The sequence below is a fragment of the Pelodictyon luteolum DSM 273 genome (genome assembly GCF_000012485.1).
In the GTDB taxonomy this organism is placed as follows: domain Bacteria; phylum Bacteroidota; class Chlorobiia; order Chlorobiales; family Chlorobiaceae; genus Chlorobium; species Chlorobium luteolum.
Genome location: NC_007512.1, coordinates 1,697,501 through 1,721,872, shown reverse-complemented (window position 1 = coordinate 1,721,872; position 24,372 = coordinate 1,697,501). Strand labels below are relative to the sequence as shown.

The following is a 24,372-nucleotide window of genomic DNA, read 5'->3' as shown; positions in this document are numbered from 1 at the left end:
AGAATCTCCTTTTTCATTTTGCCGGGTGATTGCGGGTTGTTCATGCCTCTGCGTAAGTGGCTTCAAGCACTCCGTCGTTTTCTCCTGCCGCCGTTTCCCAGGGGGCCTTGATCAGCTTCCAGACGGGGTTGTTGACCATGCGGTCGATGTCGCGGTAGAAGTTCACCGCACCTTCGAACCCGGTGTAGGGGCCGCCATAGTCGTAGCTGTGCAGCTGCTTGAGCGGCACACCCATTTTCTGGACCACGTACTTTTCCTTGATGCCGGCGCAGAAGATGTCGGGCTTGTAGATCTCGATGAGCTTTTCCGACTCGTAGTGGCTGATGTCGTCGACGACCAGCGACTTCTTCATCATCTGCTTCATCATGCCTTCATAGCCGTTGATCTCAAGGCCCTCGGCTTTCAGCGCTTCAAGTTCGGCTTCGCTCTTGCGGGGCTTGTAGAGCTCCGGATCGGCCTCAACCTTCAGCTCTTCGATGTTCTTGCTGTCGGCATCGATCTTGATACCGGGCAGCACTTCGCGGCCTTCGTAGTCGTCGCGGTGCGCAAACTCGTAGCCAGCCGCCACCGTCGTCATGCCGAGCTCGGTGAAAAGATCCTGGTAGTGGTGGGCTCTCGAGCCGCCGACGAAGAGCATTGCGGTCTTGCCTTCTGTGCGGGGGCGGATCTCGTCGATTACGGCCTTTACCTTCGGCAGTTCTTCCGCGATTACCTCTTCAACCTTCGCTTTCAGTCCCTCGTCGCCGAAGTACTGGGCAATTCTCCGCAGCGACTTGGCGGAAGACTCGGCGCCGACGAAGTTGATCTTCATCCACGGGATGCCGTACTTGGTTTCCATCATCTCGCCCATGTAGTTGATGGAGCGGTGGCACATGATTACGTTGAGGTCTGCCATATGAGCGTTCTCGAGCTGGCCGACGGTGGAGTTGCCGCTGAACGAGGAGACCAGAGTGATGCCGCATTTCTTGAAAATGCGCTCAATTTCAAAGGCGTCACCGCCGATGTTGTATTCACCCAGGAGGTTCAGGCGGAACTTGCCCTCCTTCTTTTCATTGTTGCGACCGACCATGTGCTTGAAAACACCGTTGTTTGCGATGTGGTGGCCGGCCGACTGGCTGACGCCCCGGTATCCTTCGCAGCTGAATCCGAAGACATTGCAGTCTCCGAGTTTTTCCTTCATCTCGCGTGCGGCGGCATGGACGTCATCGCCGATGAGTCCGACCGGGCAGGTCGAGAAGATCGCTATGGATTTCGGGTGGAAGAGGTCATAGGCTTCCTGGATTGCCACCTTGAGCTTCTTCTCACCGCCGAACACGATGTTTTCCTCCTGCATGTCGGTCGAGAAGCAGTAGGTGATGAAGTTCGCATCGGCATCGGTTTCGGGCTTTGTCTGGTTGCGCCTGGTCAGCCAGCTGTAGAAACTGCAGCCGATGGGACCGTGCGTGATGTTGACGATGTCGCGTGTCGGGCCGAGCACCACACCCTTGCAGCCGGCATAGGAGCACCCGCGCTGGGTGATGATGCCGGGCACGGTCCGGACGTTGGCCTGTACCTCTGGAACGGTTTCAGGATCATTGATGATGATCGACTTCGTCCGTTTCTTGGCGACCTTCGCCGGGTATTTCTGTACCAGTTCCTCCCTGATGGCGGAAGGATCCGGATATGTCTTGTTCGCCTCCATGTAGATTTCTCCGTTTACACCTGTTGTTTTGTTTCTCGTCAGTTGAGTGCCGTATCGCCCTCTTCACCGGTTCTCACCCTGATCGTCTCGGTGATGGGGGTGACGAAGATCTTGCCGTCGCCCGGCTTGCCGGTCTGGTTGGTCTTTATGATGGTGTCGATTGCCGTTTTGCAGAGCTCATCGGGCACGACCACCGTCAGTATCCGCTTGGCGACCAGGCGCGGCGCATCGCCGAGCAGCGCGATTGCTTCGGGATGGCCCTCTTCGGCGCCTTTGAGGATGTCGAAGTGGACCTGACCCTTGCCGCGACCCATGACCCTCCCGGTTGCAGTGAAGCCAGGGATGCCGGCCTCGACGAGCGCTTTCTTTGTTGCGTTCACCATGTTGATGCGTATGACTGAAATGATCTCTTTCATTCTAGGCCTCCTTTGCTGCTGCGAGCGTCGGTTCAGTTTCCTGCATTCCCGAGCTGATGGTGTAGACCTCTTCGACTGCTGAGATGAAGATCTTTCCGTCACCGAACTTGCCCTCTCCATCGCTCTTGGCATGGTCGAGGATGGCCCGGACCACATAGTCCTTGTCGGCATCCGGCACGACGGTGAACAGCATCTCTTTGGGCAGTTCGTCATAGACCACGTCGCCTACCCTGAGGCCTCGCTGTTTGCCGCGTCCGACTACGGATATTTTGGTGATGGCCGGGTAGCCTGCATCAAGCAGTGCCTGCATGACTTCATGCGCCTTTTCGGGCCGTACGATTGTCCTGATCATTAACATTGGCGTTATACTCCCTTTTGTTTTGGGCGCCCTCGGGCGCCGGATTTCGTTGTTGTCAGTTGGCGATGCCGAATTCGATGAGAAGCGACTCGAGCTCTTCGATTTCCAGCGGCTTGGGAATGACGAACATCTCGTTTTCGTCGATCTTGCGGGCAAGCGCGCGGTATTCGTCGGCCTGGCCGTGGGTCGGATCGTAGTCGATCACCGTTTTGCGGTTGATCTCAGCACGCTGGACGAAGTTGTCGCGGGGGACGAAGTGGATCATCTGGGTGCCGATCTTGCGGGCAAGCTCTTCGATCATTTCGCGCTCGTTGTCCACCTTGCGGCTGTTGCAGATGAGGCCACCAAGGCGTACGCCGCCTGCGTCGGCATACTTCAGGATGCCCTTGCAGATGTTGTTTGCAGCATACATTGCCATCATCTCGCCGGAGCAGACGATGTAGATTTCTTCAGCTTTTCCGTCGCGGATCGGCATTGCGAATCCGCCACAGACCACGTCGCCGAGCACGTCGTAGAACACATAGTCGAGGTCCCATTCTTCGTCGTATGCGCCCAGCTGCTCAAGCAGGTTGACTGAGGTGATGATGCCGCGGCCTGCGCAGCCCACGCCGGGCTCAGGTCCGCCGGACTCGGTGCAGCGGGTGTTGCGGTATCCCTCTTTGATGATGTCTTCGAGTTCGACTTCCTCACCCTCCTCGCGGAGCGTGTCAAGCACGGTTTTCTGCTGGAGTCCGCCGAGCAGGAGACGGGTCGAGTCGGCCTTGGGGTCGCAGCCTACCACCATGACCTTCTTGCCCATTTCGGCAAGGCCGGCAACCGTGTTCTGCGTGGTGGTCGACTTGCCGATGCCGCCCTTTCCGTAAATCGCTACTTTTCTCATGTTGACTGATGTTTAGGGTTTTAGTTGCCTTTCCGGTTAAATATTGAGGCTGTTGTTTGCTCTTGCCTGAATATTTACGGATACTATAGCAATATGCGTGCCAAAGTTCGGAAAAGTCTGTTGTGATTGGCTCTCTTCGGCAGTGGGATGCTGGAATCCCGCACTGGTTGCGGGCTGGGGATGTGGCGGAAAATGGCATTATTTATTAAGTCGCGGCCTTCGTCCCGGGATAAGAGCTTTTCGGGTGCGTTTTCAGGCTACCGTTTTGTAGGAATGTTGATTTTCATACATAACAGTCGGAAATGGCGGGCGTGTTTCGGATGGCATGCAGAGGTTTTCTTTCCGACTGCCCCATGCCGTGTTGCCCTGCAGCCTTCGAGGCTGATGAGTGGTGCCGGAGTATGGCGGGGTAAGGTTCTGCGGGTGCCGCAGGAGGACCGGGATGGAGCGGCGGAGCAGGTTGTGCAGGGTAAGCCGGATGCGTCGATGGGGTGGTTCCTACAGTAATGTAGGAGGATGTCAGGGGCGGAATTTCCGGTAGTCGATCTGGAACTTCCTGACCCGGAGGCCGATGATGCGCTCCGAGAGGCCGAGTTCGGCGGCTGCCCTGGACATGTTTCCCTTGGTGCTTTTCAGGGCTTCGATGATCATCTCCCTTTCGATGGCCTCAAGCTTCTGCTGGAGTGAGCCGGTGCAGGGCGTGCCGCTTGACTCGGCAGTCTGCAGGCTCGGGGGGAGGTGGTAGCCGTGGATGACGTTGTCTTCGCTGAGGATGACGGCGCGTTCGATGCAGTTCTCCAGCTCGCGCACATTGCCGGGCCAGTGGTAGCGCATCAGCATGTCTATGGAGGTTGTCGATATCCGCCTTACGCCTTTCTGGTTCATGGCGTTGTATTTCTCGACGAAATAGTCGGCAAGCAGCAGAATGTCCGTTTTCCTTTCCCGCAGAGGCGGGACGGTGATGGGGAAGATGTTCAGCCGGTAGTAGAGATCCTCACGGAAGAGTCCGTCTATGATAAGGGCTTCGAGGTTGCGGTTCGTAGCGGCAATGACCCTGACATCAGCCTTGATGGTTTTCGATCCACCGACCCGTTCGAACTCCTTTTCCTGCAGGATTCTGAGGAGCTTGGCCTGGATGGGAAGGCTGAGTTCCCCGATTTCGTCAAGGAAGATTGTGCCGCCAGAGGCCAGTTCAAAGCGGCCCTGGCGTGTCGATGAGGCTCCGGTGAAAGCGCCTTTTTCATGCCCGAACAGTTCGCTCTCCACAATGCTTTCGGGAAGTGCGGCGCAGTTGAACTTGATGAAGGGCTTTGTCGAGCGGCGGCTTTTGTAGTGGATGGCGCTGGCGACAAGCTCCTTTCCGACGCCGCTTTCACCGAGGATAAGGGTGGTGGCACTGGTGGCGGCAATCTTGTCGATCATGCGGAACAGGCTGAGCATCGGCTTGGTGTTGCCGAGGATGTTTTTCGGCCGCATCTCCTCCGGGATGCCCTCCTCTTCCCGGGGTTCCTCTGCGGCGGGAATGGACGGGGGGTGGAACTGCTCGCGCCGGTCGCTCTCGCTGGCAAGCTGGCGGAGGCGCACGGCCTGGGAGATCATGGCCGCAATGATGGAGAGCTGGTCGACATGGTGCTGCAGGAGGTCGGCCTCTTCGTTGGACCTTTTTTTTGTTTTCTTTCCGCTCTCTTCCTCAGGGTGGGAGAGCCTGCGGTCGGCGCTCAGGGTGCCGATGATTTCGTTGCCGGATCGGATGGGGATGCAGATGAAGCAGAGCCCTTCTTTTCGCTCTTTTTCCCTGGAGCGGGTCCTGTCGAGGAAGAGTGGCTCGTCGCTGATGTCGGGAACGATGACGCTGCGGCCCGTCTTGACGACCTGGCCTATGATGCCCTCGCCGATCCGGTAGTGCCCGCGCTCCTTTTCCTGTTCGGTGAGTCCGAAGGACTGGCTGATGACTATTTCGGCGGCATCGCGGTTGAGGATGGTGATCATCCCGCGGAGCATGTTCATGTGCTCGGACATGATGAAGAGCACGAGCGTCAGTACTTTGCTGATGTCGTTTTCGCTGGTGACGGTCCTGCCGACTTCCGCAAGCAGGCTGATGCTTCTATTCTCCTGTTCCTGTGGTATGAGCATGATGTTTCCTGTGATTCCTCAGTTCTCCGGAGCGAGCTGATGGTAGATGATTTCGAGTTCGGAGGGAAGAAGCGAGCGCTTGTTTGCTGTTGCGCTTTTTCGGACCTCGCCGAGCAGGCTGGCGGCTTCGGCTGCCGAGAGGGTTATGCCCTTTCTTTGGAAAAAGTCTTTCAGCGAGGCGCTGCCGGAGTGCTTTCCGATCACGAGCTCATGCTCCGGCATGCCGGCCATGGCGGGCAGGAACGGTTGGTACGAGAGCGGGTCCTTGAGAAGAGCTGCGCAGTGTATGCCGGATTCATGCTGGAATGCAGCCTTACCTACGACAGGCTTCTGGGGTTCGATAGCCCGGCCTGACGCTCTGGCGATGGTGTTGCAGAGTGCACTCAGTTTGGTGGTATCGATGCCTGTGGGGTGAATACCTGAGAGTTTGAGGGCTATGGCCAGCTCTTCGAGTGCTGCGTTGCCCGCCCGTTCTCCGAGACCCGACACCGAGACGCTGACGGCGCCGCAGCCGGCTTCTATGGCGGTGTAGGCGTTGGCTGTCGCCATGCCGAGGTCGTTGTGTGCATGGAATTCAAGCATCGGTCCGCCCGTGACGAGTACCCTCTCAAGCAGCGTGCAGATGGAGAGGGGGGTCGCCACCCCGACGGTGTCGGCTATCCTGACCCGTTCGGCACCTGCCTTTCCGGCATCGGCGATGAAGCGCCGCAGCGTGTCTGGGGGGGTGCGTGTCGCATCCTGTGCGCCGACGCTGACGAAGCGGAAGTAGCGTTTCGCCCGTGAGGTCAGTTCGCCGAGCTGATCCTGCACCCAGGGGTAGTCGCGTCCCATGAGCTGGAGGTAGAGGGGTGAGAGCGGGAAGCTGATATGAACGGCCTCGACTCCGCTGCGGCATGCAGCTTCGATGTCTTCCCATTTTGCCCGGGCCCATCCGGTGAGCCGCATGGGGAGGTGCATGCCGGTGATGCTCCTGATGACTGCCTCTTCATCGCGGCTGATGGCCGGGTAGCCGACCTCAAGCTCATCGATGCCGGCATCGGCCAGCATCAGGGCGATTTCTGTTTTTTCAGCGTCGCTGAATACTACGCCGGGTGCCTGCTCCCCGTCACGGAGTGTGGTGTCGATGATCCATGGCCTCGTGATGCTTCCGGGAGCTATTGCTGTCGGTGTGGTCATCTTCCGGTTCCGTTGTGCGGCTGCTGCCGAGTCCCAGTTATTTAGATTTCATTACCATCCACCCTAAAAAAGTAAGGATTTTTTGATTAAATAAAATAAATATTCAGACATTTATGTGATTTTTGTTGCATCGATGGGCGTTGGGCGCGTGTCTGCGCGCCCTCAAAGAGGCGACTTAATCGCCCCGGTATAGGGCTTTCGGCAGGAGATTCAGCCCTCAAGCATGGCGAGGTAGGAAAGTTCGCGAAAGCGTTCGTTCCAGTCGATGCCATAGCCGATGAGGAACCGGTCGGGCACCTTGAAGCCGATGTAGTCGGCCCTTGCTGGATGGATGCGGGCGGCGGGTTTGTCAAGAAGAGTGCAGATGCGGATCGAGGCGGGTTTCAGGGCTGCCAATGCTTCTGAGATCCTCAGTATGGTCAGCCCGGTATCGACGATGTCCTCTATAATGAGGACGTCCTTTCCCCTGACGTCAAGGTCGTGGTTGAGCTCGACACTGCCCGAAGAGGTGGTGCCCGATTTGTAGCTCGAGGCCGATATGAACTGGAGGGTGCAGGGAACGGTGAGGGCGCGCATAAGGTCTGCGGCGAAGATGAACGCACCTTTCAGGACCGCGACAACGGCCAGGGGGTTTTCAGCGGTCGCTTCCGGATACGCTTTCGAAATGGCGGAACCCATTTCGGCGACACGCTTTGCGATGGCTTCAGCGGTTATGAAGGGTGTGGGGCGGGGTTCTGGAGTGCTTGCTGGCATCGGTGTCGGGTTCAGTGGCCGGGAGCGAAGCCCCGGGCATAGTCGGCCAGTTCAAGAAGATGGATTTTTTTCTGCACGATGCTGAGCATGGAGGCGTTGAAGGAGTTCGCGGCAAGCCGGATGATGTCGCTGAACGAAAGGTCGAGTGCTTCAGCTGCCGCAGTGAAGTTATCATTCAGATAGCCACCGAAATACGCAGGGTCGTCGGAGTTGAGGGTGACCATGAGACCTTTTTCGAGCATCGCTTTGAGGTTGTGTTCCTGCATGCTCCCGAAAACCTGCAGTTTGACATTCGAGAGGGGGCAGACGGTGAGCGGCACGGCGCGGCGCACCAGTTCCTTGACAAGCGCCGGGTCGTCCATACAGCGCACCCCGTGGTCGATGCGGTCGACATGCAGCAGATCCAGCGTCTCCTTCACCGAAGCCGCCGATCCCTCTTCCCCGGCGTGGGCCGTCAGGAAGAACCCCTCACGGCGGGCTTCCCGGTACAGGTTATGGAACTTTGAAGGGGGATTTCCCCGTTCCGATGAATCAAGGCCGATGCCCGTTATCCAGCGTTTCCACCGGACGGCCTCGTTCAGCATTGTCATGCCTTCCTGTTCGCTGAGGTGCCGGAGGATGCACATGATCAGCCGGGTGGAGATGCCGAGCCTGCTATGGGCTTCCCTGCAGGCTTCTTCCATGCCCCGGAGCACGGTCGCAAATGCAATTCCCCTCACCGTGTGGGCCTGGGGGTCGAAAAAGATTTCAGCATGCCCGATTTTCTGGGATGCGGCTTTTTCAAGGTAGGCAAGCGTCAGGTCGTAAAAGTCCTCCTCTGTGACGAGGACCTCAGTCGAGCGGTAGTAGATGTCGAGAAACGACTGCAGATTGGTGAAACGGTAGGCTTTTTCAGCTGTTTCGACGTCGGGAAAGGGCGGGGGTTGCCTGTTCCGTTCGGCCAGCCTGAGCATCATTGCGGGCTCAAGCGTTCCTTCAATGTGCAGGTGGAGTTCCGCTTTGGGAAGTCCGGCAATGAAGCAGGGGACTGTCGTCATGGCTGGTCGGGATCGGGATTGAAGGGCATATTGGAATATATGCAAATCCCCGGTCGGGGGGGACAGTCAACGGGACGCATTTTTCTTGTGATGTAACCCGCCGCTTTTCTCACTGGATCTGTTTGTGCCATTCTTTGTGTAGTGTTCCCGTGTGCTGTTCAGCTGAGACCAATGCCTGTGCCGATGAAATACATTCTCGTCTTCAATGCGGGGTCGTCAAGCATCAAGTTCGCCCTGTACGCATCGGGAGCGCCACTGCAGTCGATCTATGCCGGAGAACTGACGCGGATCGGGTCCTCCGGAAGCACCCTCAGTGTCCGCCACCGTGGGGGAGCCTCCTCCGGCGGGGAGCCTGCCGGGGCATCAGGTCATGAAGCGGCGTTCCGCCGGATTTTCTCCTGGATACAGTCCGTTGATGCACCGCCGCCGGACATCATCGGGCACCGCCTGGTGCACGGCGGTCCGCTTTATGCCGATCCAGCCATCGTCACCCCGGAGCTATTGGCCGATATCGGCCGTCTGGTCCCTTATGCTCCTGAACATCTTCCTCCTGCCCTCAAGGGTGTGGCGCTTGCTGCAGAGCTGATGGCCGGCGTGCCGCAGGTTGCCTGTTTTGATACTGCTTTCCATCGCTCCATGCCTGAAGTTGCCAGGATGTACGCACTTCCGGAACCAGTCAGGAGGCAGGGTGTGCAGCGCTATGGGTTCCACGGACTCTCCTACCAGTACCTGCTCACCGAACTCCGCCGGATGGGTGAGCGGAGTGCAGACCGGGGACGGGTCGTTCTTGCCCATCTAGGTCACGGGGCAAGCATGGTTGCGGTGAAGGACGGCAAGAGCGTCGAGACGACCATGGGGTTTTCTCCGGCTGGAGGGCTCGTCATGAGTACCCGGACCGGGGACCTCGACCCGGGGGTGCTGCTCTTTCTGCTTGAAGAGGCGGGGATGTCTCCACAGGAGGTCAAGGAGATGGTAAACCGCCGTTCCGGCCTGCTCGGGGTTTCGGCTGAGAGCGATGACATGCGCGACCTGCTTGAGCTTGAAGCCTCCGATCCTGCGGCCCGCCTTGCGGTGGATCTGTTCTGCTACCAGGCAAGAAAACACCTGGGGTCGCTGATCGCTGTGCTTGGCGGGCTGGACCTCCTGGTGTTTACGGGCGGGATTGGAGAGCACGCTCCCGTAATCCGAAGCCGGATCTGCAACGGACTTGAGTGCATGGGGATTGCTTTGGACGAGCGGCGGAATGGGGAAAATGCAGCAGTGATATCCGCCGACACCGCCGGAGCCGTGATACGGGTCATGCAGACGGATGAAGAGCAGATGATTGCCGGCGAGGCATTGAGGCTTGCGCTTTTACGTTAACCGATACAGCAGATGGAGATGAACCGATGAATGCAGAGGATCCTACGAAGGAAAGGGAAGAAACGAAGAGTGCTCTCACAGCGGCAGAAGCCGATGGACTCAACGCCTACTGGCGGGCGGCAAACTATCTTTCGGTGGGACAGATCTACCTGCTCGCAAACCCGCTTCTCCTGGAACCGCTCGTCCCGGAGCATGTGAAGCCGAGACTGCTGGGCCATTGGGGGACGACACCAGGCCAGAATTTCATCTATGTGCACCTGAATCGGGTGATACGCATCCGTGACCTCAATATGATCTACATTTCCGGTCCCGGTCATGGGGGCCCGGCGGTACTTGCCAACGTATGGCTGGAGGGGACCTACAGCGAGTATTACCCGGCGGTATCGGAAAACGAGGCCGGCATGAAAACGCTGTTCCATCAGTTCTCCTTTCCTGGCGGTGTGCCGAGCCATGTGGCACCCGAGACCCCGGGTTCCATCCATGAAGGCGGAGAGCTGGGCTATTCGCTTTCCCATGCCTACGGAGCCGCGTTTGACAATCCGGATCTCATCGTTGCCGCTGTCATCGGCGACGGGGAAGCTGAAACAGGACCGCTGTCGACCTCCTGGCACTCGAACAAGTTCCTGAACCCATGCCGTGACGGGGCGGTGCTGCCCATTCTCCACCTGAACGGCTACAAGATCGCCAACCCGGCGGTGCTTGCCCGCCTTCCGCATGAGGAGCTTGAGAATCTCATGAAAGGCTACGGATACAGCCCCCGGTTCGTGGAGGGGTCGGATCCTCTTGACATGCACCAGAAAATGGCTGCGGCCATGGACGCCTGCCTTGATGACATTAAGGGTATCCAGCAAGCTGCCAGGAACGGCGGCGTGAGGGAGCGGCCGGTCTGGCCGATGATTGTGCTCCGTTCACCCAAAGGGTGGAGTGGGCCGAAAGAAGTCGATGGCAAAAAGGTCGAGGATTTCTGGCGTTCGCACCAGGTCCCGTTTGCCGAGGTCCGTACGAACCCGGCACACCTCCAGCTACTGGAGGATTGGATGCGGAGCTACAGGCCTGAAGAGCTTTTTACTCCGTCGGGTGCTCTCCGGGCGGAACTGAAGGCACTTGCGCCGAAGGGAAAGCGGCGGATGGGTGACAACCCGCACGCCAACGGCGGGCTGCTATTGAGAGATCTCATGATGCATGATTTCCGTGACTTCGCCGTCATGGTGCCATCTCCCGGTGCTGTCGAGGCGGAGGCCACAAGGGTTGCGGGGGCGTTCCTTCGCGATGTCATGAAGGAGAATATGGCGGCGGCCAATTTCCGGGTTTTCGGCCCTGACGAGACGGCCTCGAACCGCCTTGGCTTCCTGTTCGAGGTGACTGACAGGACCTGGATGGATGAGGTCATGGATTATGATGACCATCTGGCGCCGGACGGGCGTGTCATGGAGATCCTCTCGGAACATACCTGCCAGGGGTGGCTCGAGGGGTACCTCCTGACGGGTCGGCATGGATTCTTTTCCTGCTATGAGGCATTCATCCACATCGTCGATTCGATGTTCAACCAGCATGCAAAGTGGCTGAAAGTATGCAAGCAGGAAATCCCCTGGCGGCGGCCTATTGCTTCGCTCAACTATCTTCTCACCTCGCACGTATGGCGCCAGGATCATAACGGTTTTTCCCATCAGGACCCCGGATTCATCGACCATGTGGTCAACAAGAAGGCCGATGTGATACGCGTCTACCTGCCGCCGGATGCCAATACCCTGCTTTCCGTCACCGACCACTGCCTCCGTTCGCGCGATTACATCAACGTCATCGTTGCCGGCAAGCAGCCATCCTGGCAGTGGCTGGACATGGAATCGGCCGTCCGTCACTGCACCTGCGGCATCGGAATCTGGGAGTGGGCGTCCAGCGATACCCTGGACGGCGACCCCGACGTGGTGATGGCTTGTGCTGGTGACGTCCCAACCCTTGAGACTCTTGCGGCGGTAGACATCCTCAGGGAGAAAATCCCGGATCTGAAGATCAGGGTGGTCAACATCGTCGATCTCATGACCCTGCAGCCGCCGGAAGAACACCCCCACGGCCTGAAGGACAGGGACTTCGATGACATCTTCACCATTGACCGTCCGATCATCTTTGCGTATCACGGATACCCGTGGCTCATCCACCGGCTGACCTACCGCCGGACCAACCACTACAACCTTCATGTGCGCGGATACAAGGAGGAGGGGACCACGAGCACCCCTTTCGATATGGTCGTACGCAACGATCTCGACCGGTTCCATCTGGTGGCCGACGTGGTGGAGCGGGTGCCGCGGCTTCGTCAGAAAGCGGCCTATGTGAAGCAGTATGTGCGTGACATGCTGATCGCCCATAATGAGTATATCCGTACCCACGGTGAAGACCTGCCCGAAGTCCGCAACTGGCAGTGGACCCGTACCCTGAAACCCTCAACCGATGGCTTATGAAGCATGCTCGAAAAAAACAATGTCAACCAGCCAGAGCCACTGCCCTGCGGCGGCCGATGAAAAAGGTCATGAGCGGTATGGCCGGCACTCTCGGTACGGCCCCGGGATCGCTTGTGCATACCGGAGGGCGGAAAATGCAGGATCCGGCAATCACCGTATTCAGCTACAGCCAGGAGTCCGTCCGGCGCGCCTCTGCCGGGACCATCCGGGAGGCCGTGGCGCTCCGTCGGGAGGGCGAGGTGCTCTGGGTGAACATCGATGGACTGCACGATGTCGGGCTGGTCGAGGAGGCAGGCACGCTCTTCGGCCTTCATCCCCTGACGCTGGAAGATATCCTGCATACCCTGCAGCGGCCGAAAATCGAGGATTTCGATCGCTATCTCTTTCTTGTGCTCAAGACGCTGGAGCTTGAAGGCGATGGTGGTGATGTGTCGGAAGAGCAGCTGGGACTGGTCATCGGGGAAGGGTTCGTACTGAGTTTCCGTGAACGCCCGGGCCTGCTGTTCCAATCGCTCTATGAGCGGCTGGAAAACCCCGGCACCAATGTCCGGAAAAAGGGCGCGGATTATCTGGCTTATGCCATCGTCGACTCGGTAGTCGACAGTTACTTCACGGTTCTCGAGCAGTTCGAGAACCGGATTGAAACGCTGGACGACGAACTGACCGATACGGTCGGCAGTGGATCGCTGCCGGCGATGTACACCCTGAAAAAGGAACTGATCCTCCTGCGAAAGTCAGTCTGGCCCCTCCGTGAAATCATCAGCAGCATCGGCCGCGACCGGTACCGGGTGATCGACGACGAGGCGACCCGGCCGTTTTTCAGGGACATCCTCGACAATATCGTCCTTGTCATCGAGACCGTTGAGACCTATCGCGACATCGTCATCGGGATGTACGACACGTGGCTTGCCATCGCAAACAACCGGATGAACGAGATCATGAAGGTGCTCACCATCATCGCTACCGTGTTTATGCCGCTGTCCTTCATCGCCGGAGTCTACGGCATGAACTTCCGCTACATGCCCGAGCTGGGATGGCCGTGGGGTTACTTCGGGGTCCTCGGGCTCATGGGCTCGATTTTCATCGGTATGATCCTTTTTTTCAGGACGAGGAAGTGGTTCTAGGTCAGAAGATAGTCCTTCAGGGTTTCGGGTCCTTCTTTTTTTTCTGCCCGTTGAAGAGGGCCAGACTGGCGATGACGGCTCCGATGGCGCCTCCGAGGTAGAGAATTGTGCTTTCGCCGTGCCACGTCACCGCATGGCCGAGGAAGAGTACCGCCATCACGACCACAATCACCCCGACCAGCTTGTCCTTGAGGTCGTCAAGGGTATGGATCTGCAGCCATTCGGGCATGGGGACGGTGTCGTCGATGAACAGTTCGTAGAGGCCGAGCGCCATGATGTAGAGGGCTGTTGCAACGAGAAAAAGATCAGCGTTCTCGATAAAGCCGAGCACCAGGTTTTTTCCTCCTTTCGGCGAAATCGTGCCTGAAGAGAGTGCGTCAAGGATGAGGCTTCCTACTGAGAGGGTTCCATAGACGAGGATCGTTATGGTGCCGGCAAACAGTGATGCGACGGCTATGAGCACAAGGTAGCGGGTGGCGGACAGTATCGGGTGCATTGCGGGATCGTTTGGTGGCAGTTCGCCGTTGTTATTCCTGTGAAAATACAAATGTGCGCCCTACTATTCCTAAGAATCTTCAAGAGCAGGAGAGATTCAAGCTGCGGCATGGCGCAGAATATCGCATCGATAATATTTCTATAACAGCTCAATAACCTCAATCAGCAATTGCATGCAGGAACGGGTAATTTGCGATTTTACGAACCCTCAATGCCTGAAGTGGCACAGCGTGGATGATGAGGTGATGGGCGGGGTTTCAGAGAGCCGTTTCCAACGCGGTGATGATGGGGCGGGTGTTTTCGAGGGAGTGCTTTCCACGCGCAACAGCGGGGGATTCGCCTCCGTCCGGACATTCCTCAAAGAGCGCGATTTCAGGGGGTTCCTGGGCATCCGGCTGCTCGTCAAAGGAGACGGACGGAGATACAGTTTCCGGATCCGTAACGATGACCGGTACGACGGCATCGTTTACCGGAGCGATTTCCAGACGGTTGCCGGAGGGTGGCAGGAGGTCGACCTGCCGTTCAATGCGTTTACGGCATCATTCCGCGGGAGGGTGATAGAGGATGCTGAGCCCCTTGAGCTTGCTTCGATCGTGCAGATCGGAGTACTTATTTCGAAGGAGCACTCCGGTGCGTTCCGTCTTGAGATCAAATCGATACGTGCCTATGGCCCTGAGCCGGACGCACTCAAAGCCTGACGGTGATGCCCCGGTCCCGTAGGTACTGTTTGGCTTCGCGGATGGAGTGCTGCCGGAAATGGAAAATAGAGGCGGCCAGGGCCGCATCGGCGTGACCTTTGGTGAAGCCGTCATAGAGATGTTCGAGTGAGCCTGCTCCTCCCGAGGCGATGACCGGGATATGCACCGCAGTGGAGATGAGGGCGAGGCTGTCGTTGTCGTAACCCTCTTTGGTGCCGTCACGGTCCATGCTCGTCAGCAGGATCTCCCCTGCGCCGAGTTCCTGTACTTTCAGCGCCCATTCAAGCGCTTCATACGCTGTCGGCTGTTTGCCTGAATGGGTGTGTACGATGTAGCGGCCGTCGACCTTCTTGATGTCAATGGCTACCACAACCGCCTGCGAACCGTACTTTTCGGCGATGCGCGAGATCAGCTCCGGTTCCTTGACGGCAGCGGTGTTGACCGATACCTTGTCGGCCCCGTGGAGGAAGACCTCCCGGGCCCGCTCCACGGAGTTGATTCCGCCGCCGACGGTCAGGGGGATGAAAACCTCTCCGGAAACTTTCAGCACCTCCTCCAGCGTTGTTCTGCGTGATTCCAGCGAAGCGGAAATGTCGAGGAAAACCAGTTCGTCGGCCAGCTCATTGTTGTAGAAGCGCGCCTGCTCGAGAATCGAGCCCGCATCCCTCAGCCCCTCGAAATTTATGCCCTTTACAACCCTGCCGTCGCGCACATCAAGGCAGGGGATGATCCGTTTTGCCAGCATCCCTTGAAAAACTCCAGAATCTTATGAATGAAGACCGTCGGCAGGAAAACCCCCTTGATGGAGGCCTGCGACAGTAAAAAAAGCAATGTAAATATTATATTTGCTGGCACCCAATCCAGCTGAAGAAAAATGAAAGAACCCCGTTATGAAATTCCCTGTCTGTGATTTTGCCGAACCTGTGGAGGGTTTTTACTCCCAGTGTGCCTCCTGCCCCATTGCGGCGGGTACTCCCGGCTGTGCGCTTCTGGAACTTGAAGACGGCAACTATGAGTTCGTGGGTGAAACTCCCCACGGAGGCGTACGTGCGGTTTTTTATTTCAGGGACAACGCCGGCAGCCAGGTCCCGAAGCGGGATGCCGAACATGTCGAAATCCACGAACTGGATGAAGGGGAACATCTGATCACCATCCTCTACGGGATGGTTGATCCGGAAGGAATGATCTATCTGAAAAAATCCCGAACCGGCGGTTCGGGAGATGCCGGTGCAGCAAATCAGTAACCCGGGCTTCATCCCAATGACACTACAACGCGTTTCTCCCGACGGCATACTGGACCTCACCATCATCGGTGGGGGGCCCACGGGCATTTTCGCCGCATTCCAGTGCGGCATGAACAATATCAGCTGCAGGATCATCGAAAGCATGCCGCAGCTCGGAGGTCAGCTTTCGGCGCTGTACCCCGAAAAGCACATTTACGATGTCGCAGGTTTCCCTGAAGTCCCAGCCGCAGGGCTGGTCGACAGCCTCTGGAAGCAGACCGAACGGTACGGGCCAGAGGTGATTCTGGGTGAAACAGTGATTAGCTACAGGAAGCTCGAAAACGGGGATTTTCAGGTCGTGACCGCCTCCGGCAGGACCTTTGTCTCAAGGGCGCTGCTGCTAGCTGCCGGGCTCGGGGCGTTTTCACCGCGCAAGCTGCCGCAGCTCGGCAACATTTCCCCGCTCGAAGACCGCTCGGTTTTTTATGCCGTGAAAAACCGGGCGGATTTCCGTGACAAGAACGTGGTTATCGTCGGCGGCGGCGATTCCGCCCTCGACTGGACCGTCGGGCTCATGGGCGTGGCCCGGAAGGTGACCCTCGTGCACCGTATGCATGAATTCCAGGGCCACGGCAAGACCGCCCGCGAAGTCGACGAAGCCAAAGAGTCGGGAGCGATAGACGTTCATCTAAGCACTGAAGTCAGCGCCATAGACCTGAACGGCGATACCCTTCAGGCCGTGCATCTCAAAAGGAGGGACGGCATCACCTCGCGTGTCGAGGCGGATCGACTGCTCCTGCTCATCGGGTTCAAATCCAATCTCGGCCCTTTGGCCGACTGGGGGCTCGAACTGGTCGATAACGCGGTTGAGGTCGACGGGCACATGAAAACCTCCGTCGATGGGCTTTATGCCGCCGGCGACATCGCCTCTTATCCAGGGAAACTGAAGATCATCCAGACCGGTCTCAGCGATGCGGCCATGGCCGTTCGCCACAGCCTCACCTACATCAAACCGGGAGAGAAGATCCGCCACACCTTCAGCAGCGTCAAGATGGCCAAAGAAAAAAAGAGTGAGGGGCAGAATGCCTGAAGCATGGTTCCTGGCCATCCGCCCGAAAACGCTTCCCGCAGGGGCGGTCCCGGTGATTGTCGGCTCAGCCATGGCGGCGGCCGACGGGGCTTTCAGCCCTCTGCCGGCCTTCATTGCCCTCGTCTGCGCCCTCGGCATCCAGGTGGCCACCAATTTCATCAACGAAATCTATGACTTCCGCAAGGGGGCAGATACCGCCGAGCGGCTTGGCCCTACAAGGACCGTGGCTGCCGGTCTGATAGCTGAAAAGACCATGATCCGGGTTTCCATCGCACTTCTCTCGGCGGTTTTTCTGCTCGGACTCTATCTGGTCTTCCTTGCCGGATGGCCCATCCTGATCGTCGGCCTCTTCTCGATGCTCTTTGCCTGGGCCTATACAGGAGGCCCCCGCCCGATTGCCTATTCCGGACTCGGCGACCTGTTCGTGTTCATTTTTTTCGGTCTTGTGGCCGTCGGCGGCAGCTACTATGTGCAGGCCCTGTCGCTTTCCCTGCCGGTTTTTATTGCCGCAGCGGCTCCCGGGGCATTTTCGGTCAACATCCTTCTCTGCAACAACATCCGCGACATCGATACCGACCGGGGAGTCGGGAAGATGACGCTGCCGGCAAGAATCGGCGCCCGCTGGGCCCGACGTATCTACCTTATCTTGACCGCGCTGGCCTACCTTGTGCCGTTCGCCCTCACTTCGTTCGGATACTCTCCCTGGTCGCTGCTTTCACTCCTTTCCATCCCTCTTGCCGTCACGATGCTCAGGGCTCTCTACGGGAGCGAAGGGCGGGAACTGAACGCAGTGCTTGCCGGTACAGGGAAGCTGATGACCATCTACGGCGCACTGTTCTCTGCGGGTCTTCTCATCCATTAACCGAGCCCCTCTTCTCATGAGCTCAGATATCGTCACCATCGCCCTCGTGCAGTCCTCCTGCACGGCCGATCCTCAGGAAAACATCCGGAAAGCAACCGCCGCGATCCGCGAGGCTGCGGCTGCGGGAGCGCGTATCATCTGCACTCAGGAACTCTTCACCTCGCTCTATTTCTGCCAGACTGAGGAGTACGATCCCTTCCTGCTTGCCGAGCCGGTCCCGGGACCAACGACCGAGCTGTTTCAGGACCTGGCACGGGAACTCGGAGTGGTTATCATTGCCTCGCTGTTCGAAAAGCGGGCCCGCGGGCTCTACCACAACACGGCCGTGGTGGTCGATGCCGATGGCAGCCTTCTCGGGCGGTACCGCAAGATGCATATTCCCGATGATCCGGGATTTTACGAGAAGTTCTATTTCACCCCCGGTGACCTCGGATACAAGGTGTTCCGGACGCGGTATGCAGACATCGGAGTCCTCATCTGCTGGGACCAGTGGTATCCCGAGGCTGCACGCCTGACGGCGCTGAAGGGCGCTGAAATCATCTTCTATCCGACGGCCATCGGCTGGGCGGCCGGAGAGAGTTCAGAGGAGGTCCGCCGCTCGCAGCTTGCGGCATGGAAAACCATCCAGCAGTCCCACTCGGTTGCCAACGGCGTTTTCGTCGCCGCTGCCAACAGGGTCGGGCGGGAAGGGGACCTGGAGTTCTGGGGGAACAGTTTTGTCAGCGGACCATTCGGCACCATCGAGGCTGAAGCTCCTGCTGGCGCGGAAATAGTTCTCTTGGCCGCGTGCGACCGGAGCCGCATCGGCCATTACCGGTCGCACTGGCCGTTTCTGCGCGACAGGCGCATTGAAACCTACGGGGATATTCAGAAGCGGTTTATTGATGAAGATTGAGTGAGAATTGAATGAAGGTTGACTGTTGATGCAATGCACGGGCGAATAACGAGTGACTATCAAGTGAATCTTATGTTTCCTATCCCGATGAATGTTTTTGGCGCAGTGGTACTTTTCACGCTTCTTGCCACCTTCCTCATCAGACTGGTATCAGAACTGCTCAACCTCAAGGCATCCCGCTCTGGCCTTCCTTCTGAATTCAAAGGCATATTCGACGAGGAGGCTTACCTGAAGTCGCAGGCCTACCTTCGTGCATCGACCACCCTCTCGCTGTATAGCGGTGCTGTTGCCCTGGTGCTGCTTCTTGTGTTCTGGTTTTCCGGAGGGTTCAACCTGCTTGACCAGTTCCTTCGGGGCTTCGCTTTCGGTTCCATCCCGACCGGAGTTCTCTACATCGGTTCGCTCATGCTGCTCCAGTCGCTCATCTCACTGCCGTTCAGCATCTACAAGACCTTTGTCATCGAGGAACGCTATGGCTTCAACAGGACGACCCCGGGGGTATTCGTTTCGGACCTGCTGAAAACCCTTGCGCTTGCAGTGTTGATCGGCGCTCCCGTCATTGCAGCCCTGCTCTGGTTTTTCGAGGCGGCGGGTCCGATGGCCTGGCTGCCCGCCTGGGGAGCCCTGACTGCCTTCAGCCTGCTGCTGCAGTATGTGGCCCCGACTTGGATCATGCCCCTCTTCAACCGTTTTGTGCCTCTTGAGGACGGTGAGCTGAAGGATGCGATCACTGGCTATGCAAAAGGGGTGAACTTTCCTCTTGAGGGCATCTATGTAATCGACGGCTCGAAGCGCTCCGCCCGTTCCAACGCGTTCTTCACCGGATTCGGCAAGCAGAAGCGGATCGCCCTCTTCGATACCCTCGTCAATGCCCATACGGTTGATGAACTGGTTGCGGTCCTGGCTCATGAAATCGGCCATTTCCGTAAAAAGCACATTCTCATCAGCATGGCGCTCAGCATCCTGAACCTCGGAGTGCTCTTTTTTCTCCTCTCGCTTTTCCTCGCCAACCGCCAGCTCTTTGATGCGTTCTATATGCAGGACCTCTCTGTTTATGGCAGTCTGGTCTTTTTCATGCTGCTTTACACCCCGGTAGAGTTCATTCTTTCGGTGTTCCTGCAGGTGCTCTCCCGCCGGCACGAGTATCAGGCCGACAGGTTTGCCGTATCAACTTTTCCCCGCGGGGAGGCACTCATTGATGCGCTCCGGAAGCTGTCGCGCAGCAACCTATCCAACCTCACGCCTCATCCGTTCCACGTCTTCATGACCTATTCGCATCCTCCGGTCATGCAGCGGATCGGACGGATCAGGGAGTATCTGCTGCACCCCGACAGGTAAAAACCCTTCAACCCCATCATTTTCTCTACCCATGCCTGAACCGAAGTATGTCATGCCCGCTGAATGGGCTCCGCACGAGGCAACCTGGCTTTCCTGGCCGCACAAGCTTGAGTCATGGCCGGGGAAGTTTGAACCGGTGCCTGCCGTGTTTGTTGAACTGGCCGCCTGGCTGAGTTCATCTGAGGATGTGCATATCAATGTGCTTGATGAGCAGATGGAAGATGATGTGCGCGCACTGCTTCTTGCATCCGGCCACCCCTGTCTCAAAATGGAACGGGTATTTCTTCACCAGATTCCGACCAATGACGCCTGGTGCCGCGATCACGGGCCGAACTTCGTCTATCATACCAGTGGCGATACGCAGGAAAAGGTCATCCTTGACTGGGAGTACAACGCATGGGGCGGGAAATACGAACCGTACGACGACGACAATGCCGTTCCGTCCCGGATAGCCGCCATCCGGCGGATGCCGCTGGTATCGACCGGAATGGTGCTCGAGGGCGGCGCGATTGACGTGAACGGAGAGGGGCTGCTTTTGACCACCGAGGCATGCCTGCTGAACCCTAACCGCAACCCCACCATGAGCCGGGAGGATATCGAGCGGAAGCTCGGGCGCTGGCTCGGCATCAAGAAAGTACTCTGGCTCGGTGACGGGATCGCAGGTGACGATACAGACGGCCACGTTGACGATATGGCGCGCTTCGTCAGCATTAACACGGTGGTCATCGCCGTGGAGGATGATCCTGAAGATGAAAACTACAAGCCGCTTCAAAAGAACTATGAGCTCCTCAAGGGGTATACCAATCTCAGGGGCGAGCCGCTACGGGTCGTAAAGCTGCCTATGCCGGATCCCGTCTACTATGAGGGCGAACGACTTCCGGCCAGCTATGCCAACTTCTACATCGCCAACAGCGTGGTTCTTGTTCCCGTGTACCGGTGTGAACAGGACGCCGAGGCGCTTCGGATTCTCCGCGGTTGTTTTCCAGATCGGGAGGTGGTGGGCATCGACTGCAGTGACCTGATATGGGGGCTCGGGGCCATTCACTGTGTTAGCCATGAGGAGCCGGCTGACCCCGGAGCTTGATATTCCCGGCGGAAAGTTATCAAGCTCTCATTTCCTTCATCTTTCTGCTACAGCTGTGTCAAAACAGGACGTGATGTACTGTTTTGACCGACCTGCCTGAGGGCAGCTATGCCCCTGATTTCCATCAATACGCATCTTTTTGTGGCCAGCAACTCCCTGCATACAGCGTGTTGCTGGCTTTTGGTGCTATTTTTTTTATGTATCACGATCTTTGGCACGGCACTTGCATCTATAATCATGAAACTCCTCACGCCCGTGGGGTGGAGCAGGTGTAATGGGGGACACCTGTTCGAAAAAAAGCGGCTGAAAGGCCGCTTTTTTTTTATCCCCCTGAAGTGCCTGCTTTCATTCGGGTATGGAACAGGATCGTCTCACAATGGATCCGGCAGTGTACGATGAGGGACGGTTCTGTATGGGAAAATGGGGATTTTCTGGCGTTGGCACGGCAATTGCAAGTATAATCATGAAACTCCTCACGCCCGTGGGGTGGAGCAGGTGTAATGGGGGACACCTGTTCGAAAAAAAGCGGCTGAAAGGCCGCTTTTTTTTTATCCCCCTGAAGTGCCTGCTTTCATTCGGGTATGGAACAGGATCGTCTCACAATGGATCCGGCAGTGTACGATGAGGGACGGTTCTGTATGGGAAAATGGGGATTTTCTGGCGTTGGCACGGCAATTGCAAGTATAATCATGAAACTCCTCACGCCCGTGAGGTGGAACAGGTGTAATGGGGGACACCTGTTCATAAAAAAAGCGGCCGAATGGCCGCTTTTTTTATGTATTCAAGCAATGGATTGATCCGGTATGCTCAGCCAAGCAGTGCATCAAGGTTCCTGCAGTTCTGCTCTACAATGGAAGCCGACTGCTGCAATGCCTTGAGTTCGTCCGCTGAGAGATTGATTTCCAGAATCTGCTCCACGCCCTTTCTGCCGAGTTTGACCGGAGCGCCGCAGAAGACGTTCTGGATGCCGAACTGGCCTTTCAGGCATGTGGTGCAGGGGAGGATGCGCTTGCGGTCCTTTACGATCGACTCGATCATTTCCACGGCTGAGGCTGCCGGAGCGTAGAATGCAGAGCCGGTTTTCAGATGGTTGACGATTTCAATGCCGCCGTTCTTGGTGCGTTCGACAATTGCATTGATTTTTTCTATCGACATCAGTTCGGTGATCGGGATGCCTGCCACATTGGTGTACTTGACGACCGGAACCATCGAGTCGCCATGGCCGCCGAGCACGAAGGCGTTGATGTCCTGCATGGATACCTGCAGCTCTTCGGCTATGAAGCTCCTGAAGCGGGCGGTATCAAGCACGCCTGCCATGCCGATGACCCGCTCCTCGGGAAGTCCGCTTACCTGGCGGGCAACGTAGGTCATGACGTCGAGCGGGTTCGACACCATGATGAGGATCGGATTCTTGGAGTACTGCATCACCTGGCTGGTGACCTCCTTGATGATCGTCGCGTTTTTCTGCAGCAGGTCCTCGCGGCTCATGCCGGGCTTGCGGGCCAGGCCTGCAGTGATGAGAATGATGTCGGAATCGGCGGAATCGCGGTAATCGTTGGACCCTGATACTCTGGTGTCGAACAGTGCAACAGGTCCGGACTCATACATGTCAAGTGCCTTGCCCTGGGGAATGCCTTCTACGATATCAATCAGCACGACCTCTCTTGCCAGCTGTTTCTCTGCAATGCGAAGGGCTGCGGTTGCGCCAACATTACCGGCTCCTATAACGGTTATTTTCATAAAGCGGTCAGTTTAAATGGTGTAATGAATTGATTTCGACCGGTTACCCGGCGGAGGATATTGATAAACCATCCGGAGGCGTTCGCTACCTGGGCGGAACGTTATGCTGAAGACTCCGTGCACAGAATGAGCACTACGCTTTCAGCGAAAGTTCTGCCGGCAGGGGGTGTTGCCCTGTGGTCTTTCAATGTCCCTTGATTGCTGTGCCCGGGCACTCCTGAAAATCTGTGTCCTTCCCTGTCGTCGACGGGGTGGACCCGGGATTTCATAAAAAAAGCCGTCTTAAGATAAGACGGCTATAAAGAAATATAACCTTATTTTATGGCAAGCCAAACTCAGGAAGGAAGGATATCTACCTGTTTCTTGTTGTTTCGGCCGTTGCGGAATGTTACGACTCCGTCAACAAGTGAGAAGATGGTGTGGTCGCGTCCGATGCCGGCATTGGTTCCGGGCTTGATGACGGTGCCTCTCTGGCGGAGAATGATGGTTCCTGCCGATACGGTCGATCCGCCGGCTGCCTTCACGCCAAGATATTTCGGGTTGCTGTCGCGGCCGTTTTTCGTTGATCCGCCGCCTTTCTTATGAGCCATGGGAAAAAAATTATCGTTAGAAAACCTTTGCTGCCTGTCTTAAAGGGAAACCACCTCGATCTGGGTCATCTGCTGGCGATGGCCGTTGCGTGACTGGTAGCGTTTCCGGCGTTTTTTCTTGAACACCACGACCTTGTCGTCCTTGACATGGCCAAGGACTTTCGCCTTGACGCTTACTGCAGGATTGAGGACGGTGTTTGCTCCGTCGATCGTCGCCATGGAACTGATCTCCATGGTGTCGCCGATGGCGGTCTGTTGTCTGGGGACAAAAAGGGTGTCACCCTTTTTTACCAGATACTGCTTGTCAGAAATCTCGATCAGCGCCTGCATCTTGCTCGTATTAAATGTATTAATGATAAAGGTCTCAAATATAGTATTCCCTGGCTCAAAATCAAACATTGAACTGATAAATTATTCGGTGCCGTAGCATGAAATCATGTCATCGGGATGACCCTCATCGCTGGCATTTCCGTCATGCTCCGGAGTCAGGGCGCGTATCCAGGGCAGTGCAGCCGGAAGAAACCGTGCAGAGGTGGCGGCATAAATACGTACATTCCTATCCGTTTGAATCTTCTCTATTTTGAACCGGCAGGGCAGTATGGGTAAAGACAAACAATCCCTACAGGGCATTGATTCCTCCCCGCGATCGGCAGGCCGGGGCGGCAGCGTCCGTAAAGAGTGGCTCGACGAGAAGCAGAATCCGTTCTACCGCAGGGTATTCGAAGAGGCCCAGACAGGCATTCTCATCCTCAGTCATCCTGAAGGGTGTATAGAGGATGCCAACCCGTTTCTCCTTCATCTGCTCGGCAGCACTATGGATGGCCTGAAAGGCAAGACCATAGCTGAGGCGGGTCTGGTCATGGATGAGTCGTCGAAGAATGTGATCGAAAGCTTTGCCAGGGTGATGACCTCCCATCAGGACGCGCTCACCCTGCATACCTACAGGGGCCCTGTCATTACAGTCGAATGCGCAAGCAGGGT

24 protein-coding genes (1 of these 24 running past the window's edge) are annotated in these 24,372 nt (G+C 57.1%); 11 read left to right on the top strand and 13 right to left on the bottom strand.

Going from position 1 to position 24,372, the window contains the following annotated elements; genetic code table 11:
- Nucleotides 1-40 precede the first annotated feature (40 nt).
- The 8 genes from nifD to PLUT_RS07890 all read right to left on the bottom strand — a co-directional run bounded on the left by nifD (nt 41) and on the right by PLUT_RS07890 (nt 8,434).
- Nucleotides 41-1,681, bottom strand: a complete 1,641-nt coding sequence (nifD, locus tag PLUT_RS07930) for a nitrogenase molybdenum-iron protein alpha chain (protein ID WP_011358260.1) — start codon at nt 1,679-1,681, stop codon at nt 41-43.
- Nucleotides 1,682-1,719: 38 nt separating this feature from the next.
- Nucleotides 1,720-2,097, bottom strand: a complete 378-nt coding sequence (locus tag PLUT_RS07925; RefSeq protein WP_011358259.1) for a P-II family nitrogen regulator — start codon at nt 2,095-2,097, stop codon at nt 1,720-1,722.
- Between the two features lies 1 nt (nt 2,098).
- On the bottom strand, nt 2,099-2,455 hold the full coding sequence (locus PLUT_RS07920) for a P-II family nitrogen regulator (RefSeq protein WP_011358258.1): 357 nt from the start codon (nt 2,453-2,455) through the stop codon (nt 2,099-2,101).
- Nucleotides 2,456-2,510: 55 nt separating this feature from the next.
- Complete coding sequence (gene nifH, locus PLUT_RS07915; RefSeq protein WP_011358257.1) at nt 2,511-3,335, bottom strand: nitrogenase iron protein; 825 nt, start codon at nt 3,333-3,335, stop codon at nt 2,511-2,513.
- Between the two features lie 519 nt (nt 3,336-3,854).
- Nucleotides 3,855-5,468, bottom strand: coding sequence for a sigma-54-dependent Fis family transcriptional regulator (locus tag PLUT_RS07905; RefSeq protein ID WP_011358256.1), 1,614 nt, complete (start codon nt 5,466-5,468; stop codon nt 3,855-3,857).
- 18 nt (nt 5,469-5,486) lie between these two features.
- Nucleotides 5,487-6,644 (bottom strand): homocitrate synthase/isopropylmalate synthase family protein, encoded by a 1,158-nt coding sequence (locus PLUT_RS07900; protein WP_011358255.1) that lies wholly within the window; start codon nt 6,642-6,644, stop codon nt 5,487-5,489.
- Between the two features lie 210 nt (nt 6,645-6,854).
- Entirely contained in the window at nt 6,855-7,397 is a 543-nt protein-coding gene (gene hpt, locus PLUT_RS07895; protein WP_011358254.1) for a hypoxanthine phosphoribosyltransferase, read from the bottom strand.
- A gap of 11 nt (nt 7,398-7,408) precedes the next feature.
- Nucleotides 7,409-8,434 (bottom strand): adenosine deaminase, encoded by a 1,026-nt coding sequence (locus tag PLUT_RS07890; protein ID WP_011358253.1) that lies wholly within the window; start codon nt 8,432-8,434, stop codon nt 7,409-7,411.
- A gap of 183 nt (nt 8,435-8,617) precedes the next feature.
- On the opposite strand from PLUT_RS07890, the gene PLUT_RS07885 reads away from it, so the two are divergent.
- From PLUT_RS07885 to corA, 3 genes are read left to right on the top strand one after another with little or no spacing between them, the layout of a single operon-like run.
- Complete coding sequence (locus PLUT_RS07885) at nt 8,618-9,796, top strand: acetate/propionate family kinase (protein WP_157858167.1); 1,179 nt, start codon at nt 8,618-8,620, stop codon at nt 9,794-9,796.
- Nucleotides 9,797-9,822: 26 nt separating this feature from the next.
- Complete coding sequence (locus PLUT_RS07880) at nt 9,823-12,252, top strand: phosphoketolase family protein (RefSeq protein ID WP_011358251.1); 2,430 nt, start codon at nt 9,823-9,825, stop codon at nt 12,250-12,252.
- A gap of 56 nt (nt 12,253-12,308) precedes the next feature.
- A complete protein-coding gene (corA, locus tag PLUT_RS07875; RefSeq protein WP_238974573.1) occupies nt 12,309-13,376 on the top strand; it encodes a magnesium/cobalt transporter CorA in 1,068 nt (355 codons plus the stop codon).
- Nucleotides 13,377-13,392: 16 nt separating this feature from the next.
- On the opposite strand, the gene PLUT_RS07870 is transcribed toward corA, so the two are convergent.
- Nucleotides 13,393-13,872 (bottom strand): YqhA family protein, encoded by a 480-nt coding sequence (locus PLUT_RS07870; RefSeq protein WP_041463873.1) that lies wholly within the window; start codon nt 13,870-13,872, stop codon nt 13,393-13,395.
- A 172-nt stretch (nt 13,873-14,044) separates the two neighbouring features.
- On the opposite strand from PLUT_RS07870, the gene PLUT_RS07865 reads away from it, so the two are divergent.
- Nucleotides 14,045-14,569: a CIA30 family protein gene (locus PLUT_RS07865; protein WP_011358248.1), complete on the top strand. Its 525-nt coding sequence runs from the start codon at nt 14,045-14,047 to the stop codon at nt 14,567-14,569.
- Here PLUT_RS07865 and hisF read toward each other — a convergent pair.
- Nucleotides 14,559-15,314, bottom strand: a complete 756-nt coding sequence (hisF, locus tag PLUT_RS07860; protein ID WP_011358247.1) for an imidazole glycerol phosphate synthase subunit HisF — start codon at nt 15,312-15,314, stop codon at nt 14,559-14,561. The two genes, PLUT_RS07865 and hisF, sit on opposite strands and share 11 nt — an antisense overlap.
- A 145-nt stretch (nt 15,315-15,459) precedes the next feature.
- On the opposite strand from hisF, the gene PLUT_RS07855 reads away from it, so the two are divergent.
- From PLUT_RS07855 to PLUT_RS07830, 6 genes are all read left to right on the top strand, one after another.
- The gene (locus tag PLUT_RS07855; RefSeq protein WP_011358246.1) at nt 15,460-15,813 is read left to right on the top strand and encodes a hypothetical protein; all 354 of its coding nucleotides are present in this window, start codon (nt 15,460-15,462) and stop codon (nt 15,811-15,813) included.
- A gap of 16 nt (nt 15,814-15,829) precedes the next feature.
- Nucleotides 15,830-16,882 carry an NAD(P)/FAD-dependent oxidoreductase gene (locus PLUT_RS07850; protein ID WP_041463872.1) on the top strand — a complete coding sequence of 351 codons (1,053 nt, stop codon included), beginning with the start codon at nt 15,830-15,832 and terminating at the stop codon, nt 16,880-16,882.
- Complete coding sequence (locus PLUT_RS07845; protein WP_011358244.1) at nt 16,875-17,744, top strand: 1,4-dihydroxy-2-naphthoate polyprenyltransferase; 870 nt, start codon at nt 16,875-16,877, stop codon at nt 17,742-17,744. Before PLUT_RS07850 ends, PLUT_RS07845 begins: the two co-directional genes overlap by 8 nt.
- 16 nt (nt 17,745-17,760) lie before the next feature.
- Entirely contained in the window at nt 17,761-18,639 is an 879-nt protein-coding gene (locus PLUT_RS07840) for a carbon-nitrogen hydrolase (RefSeq protein ID WP_011358243.1), read from the top strand.
- An 87-nt stretch (nt 18,640-18,726) separates the two neighbouring features.
- Nucleotides 18,727-19,977 (top strand): M48 family metallopeptidase, encoded by a 1,251-nt coding sequence (locus PLUT_RS07835; protein ID WP_041463871.1) that lies wholly within the window; start codon nt 18,727-18,729, stop codon nt 19,975-19,977.
- A 31-nt stretch (nt 19,978-20,008) separates the two neighbouring features.
- The gene (locus tag PLUT_RS07830) at nt 20,009-21,061 is read left to right on the top strand and encodes an agmatine deiminase family protein (RefSeq protein ID WP_011358241.1); all 1,053 of its coding nucleotides are present in this window, start codon (nt 20,009-20,011) and stop codon (nt 21,059-21,061) included.
- Between the two features lie 807 nt (nt 21,062-21,868).
- On the opposite strand, the gene mdh is transcribed toward PLUT_RS07830, so the two are convergent.
- The 3 genes from mdh to rplU all read right to left on the bottom strand — a co-directional run bounded on the left by mdh (nt 21,869) and on the right by rplU (nt 23,721).
- Complete coding sequence (mdh, locus tag PLUT_RS07820; RefSeq protein WP_011358239.1) at nt 21,869-22,801, bottom strand: malate dehydrogenase; 933 nt, start codon at nt 22,799-22,801, stop codon at nt 21,869-21,871.
- Between the two features lie 335 nt (nt 22,802-23,136).
- Nucleotides 23,137-23,391: a 50S ribosomal protein L27 gene (gene rpmA, locus PLUT_RS07815; RefSeq protein ID WP_011358238.1), complete on the bottom strand. Its 255-nt coding sequence runs from the start codon at nt 23,389-23,391 to the stop codon at nt 23,137-23,139.
- Nucleotides 23,392-23,430: 39 nt separating this feature from the next.
- Nucleotides 23,431-23,721 (bottom strand): 50S ribosomal protein L21, encoded by a 291-nt coding sequence (gene rplU / locus PLUT_RS07810; RefSeq protein WP_011358237.1) that lies wholly within the window; start codon nt 23,719-23,721, stop codon nt 23,431-23,433.
- Nucleotides 23,722-23,989: 268 nt separating this feature from the next.
- On the opposite strand from rplU, the gene PLUT_RS07805 reads away from it, so the two are divergent.
- On the top strand, nt 23,990-24,372 hold the beginning of the coding sequence (locus PLUT_RS07805; RefSeq protein ID WP_011358236.1) for an HD domain-containing phosphohydrolase. It continues 691 nt past the right edge of the window; 383 of the gene's 1,074 nt are visible here — the first part of the coding sequence; it begins with the start codon at nt 23,990-23,992; the stop codon falls past the right edge of the window.

What these genes read in the sequence shown, in the direction of transcription:
- PLUT_RS07845 (WP_011358244.1), top strand. Translation starts at nt 16,875, where the DNA reads ATGCCTGAAGCATGGTTCCTGGCCATCCGCCCGAAAACGCTTCCCGCA.
- PLUT_RS07920 (WP_011358258.1), bottom strand. Translation starts at nt 2,455, where the DNA reads ATGTTAATGATCAGGACAATCGTACGGCCCGAAAAGGCGCATGAAGTC.
- PLUT_RS07880 (WP_011358251.1), top strand. Translation starts at nt 9,823, where the DNA reads ATGAATGCAGAGGATCCTACGAAGGAAAGGGAAGAAACGAAGAGTGCT.
- PLUT_RS07835 (WP_041463871.1), top strand. Translation starts at nt 18,727, where the DNA reads ATGAATGTTTTTGGCGCAGTGGTACTTTTCACGCTTCTTGCCACCTTC.
- PLUT_RS07885 (WP_157858167.1), top strand. Translation starts at nt 8,618, where the DNA reads ATGAAATACATTCTCGTCTTCAATGCGGGGTCGTCAAGCATCAAGTTC.
- hpt (WP_011358254.1), bottom strand. Translation starts at nt 7,397, where the DNA reads ATGCCAGCAAGCACTCCAGAACCCCGCCCCACACCCTTCATAACCGCT.
- PLUT_RS07900 (WP_011358255.1), bottom strand. Translation starts at nt 6,644, where the DNA reads ATGACCACACCGACAGCAATAGCTCCCGGAAGCATCACGAGGCCATGG.
- mdh (WP_011358239.1), bottom strand. Translation starts at nt 22,801, where the DNA reads ATGAAAATAACCGTTATAGGAGCCGGTAATGTTGGCGCAACCGCAGCC.
- PLUT_RS07855 (WP_011358246.1), top strand. Translation starts at nt 15,460, where the DNA reads ATGAAATTCCCTGTCTGTGATTTTGCCGAACCTGTGGAGGGTTTTTAC.
- rpmA (WP_011358238.1), bottom strand. Translation starts at nt 23,391, where the DNA reads ATGGCTCATAAGAAAGGCGGCGGATCAACGAAAAACGGCCGCGACAGC.
- PLUT_RS07905 (WP_011358256.1), bottom strand. Translation starts at nt 5,468, where the DNA reads ATGCTCATACCACAGGAACAGGAGAATAGAAGCATCAGCCTGCTTGCG.
- nifH (WP_011358257.1), bottom strand. Translation starts at nt 3,335, where the DNA reads ATGAGAAAAGTAGCGATTTACGGAAAGGGCGGCATCGGCAAGTCGACC.
- PLUT_RS07870 (WP_041463873.1), bottom strand. Translation starts at nt 13,872, where the DNA reads ATGCACCCGATACTGTCCGCCACCCGCTACCTTGTGCTCATAGCCGTC.
- PLUT_RS07830 (WP_011358241.1), top strand. Translation starts at nt 20,009, where the DNA reads ATGCCTGAACCGAAGTATGTCATGCCCGCTGAATGGGCTCCGCACGAG.
- PLUT_RS07850 (WP_041463872.1), top strand. Translation starts at nt 15,830, where the DNA reads ATGACACTACAACGCGTTTCTCCCGACGGCATACTGGACCTCACCATC.
- corA (WP_238974573.1), top strand. Translation starts at nt 12,309, where the DNA reads ATGAAAAAGGTCATGAGCGGTATGGCCGGCACTCTCGGTACGGCCCCG.
- PLUT_RS07865 (WP_011358248.1), top strand. Translation starts at nt 14,045, where the DNA reads ATGCAGGAACGGGTAATTTGCGATTTTACGAACCCTCAATGCCTGAAG.
- hisF (WP_011358247.1), bottom strand. Translation starts at nt 15,314, where the DNA reads ATGCTGGCAAAACGGATCATCCCCTGCCTTGATGTGCGCGACGGCAGG.
- rplU (WP_011358237.1), bottom strand. Translation starts at nt 23,721, where the DNA reads ATGCAGGCGCTGATCGAGATTTCTGACAAGCAGTATCTGGTAAAAAAG.
- PLUT_RS07925 (WP_011358259.1), bottom strand. Translation starts at nt 2,097, where the DNA reads ATGAAAGAGATCATTTCAGTCATACGCATCAACATGGTGAACGCAACA.
- PLUT_RS07840 (WP_011358243.1), top strand. Translation starts at nt 17,761, where the DNA reads ATGAGCTCAGATATCGTCACCATCGCCCTCGTGCAGTCCTCCTGCACG.
- nifD (WP_011358260.1), bottom strand. Translation starts at nt 1,681, where the DNA reads ATGGAGGCGAACAAGACATATCCGGATCCTTCCGCCATCAGGGAGGAA.
- PLUT_RS07890 (WP_011358253.1), bottom strand. Translation starts at nt 8,434, where the DNA reads ATGACGACAGTCCCCTGCTTCATTGCCGGACTTCCCAAAGCGGAACTC.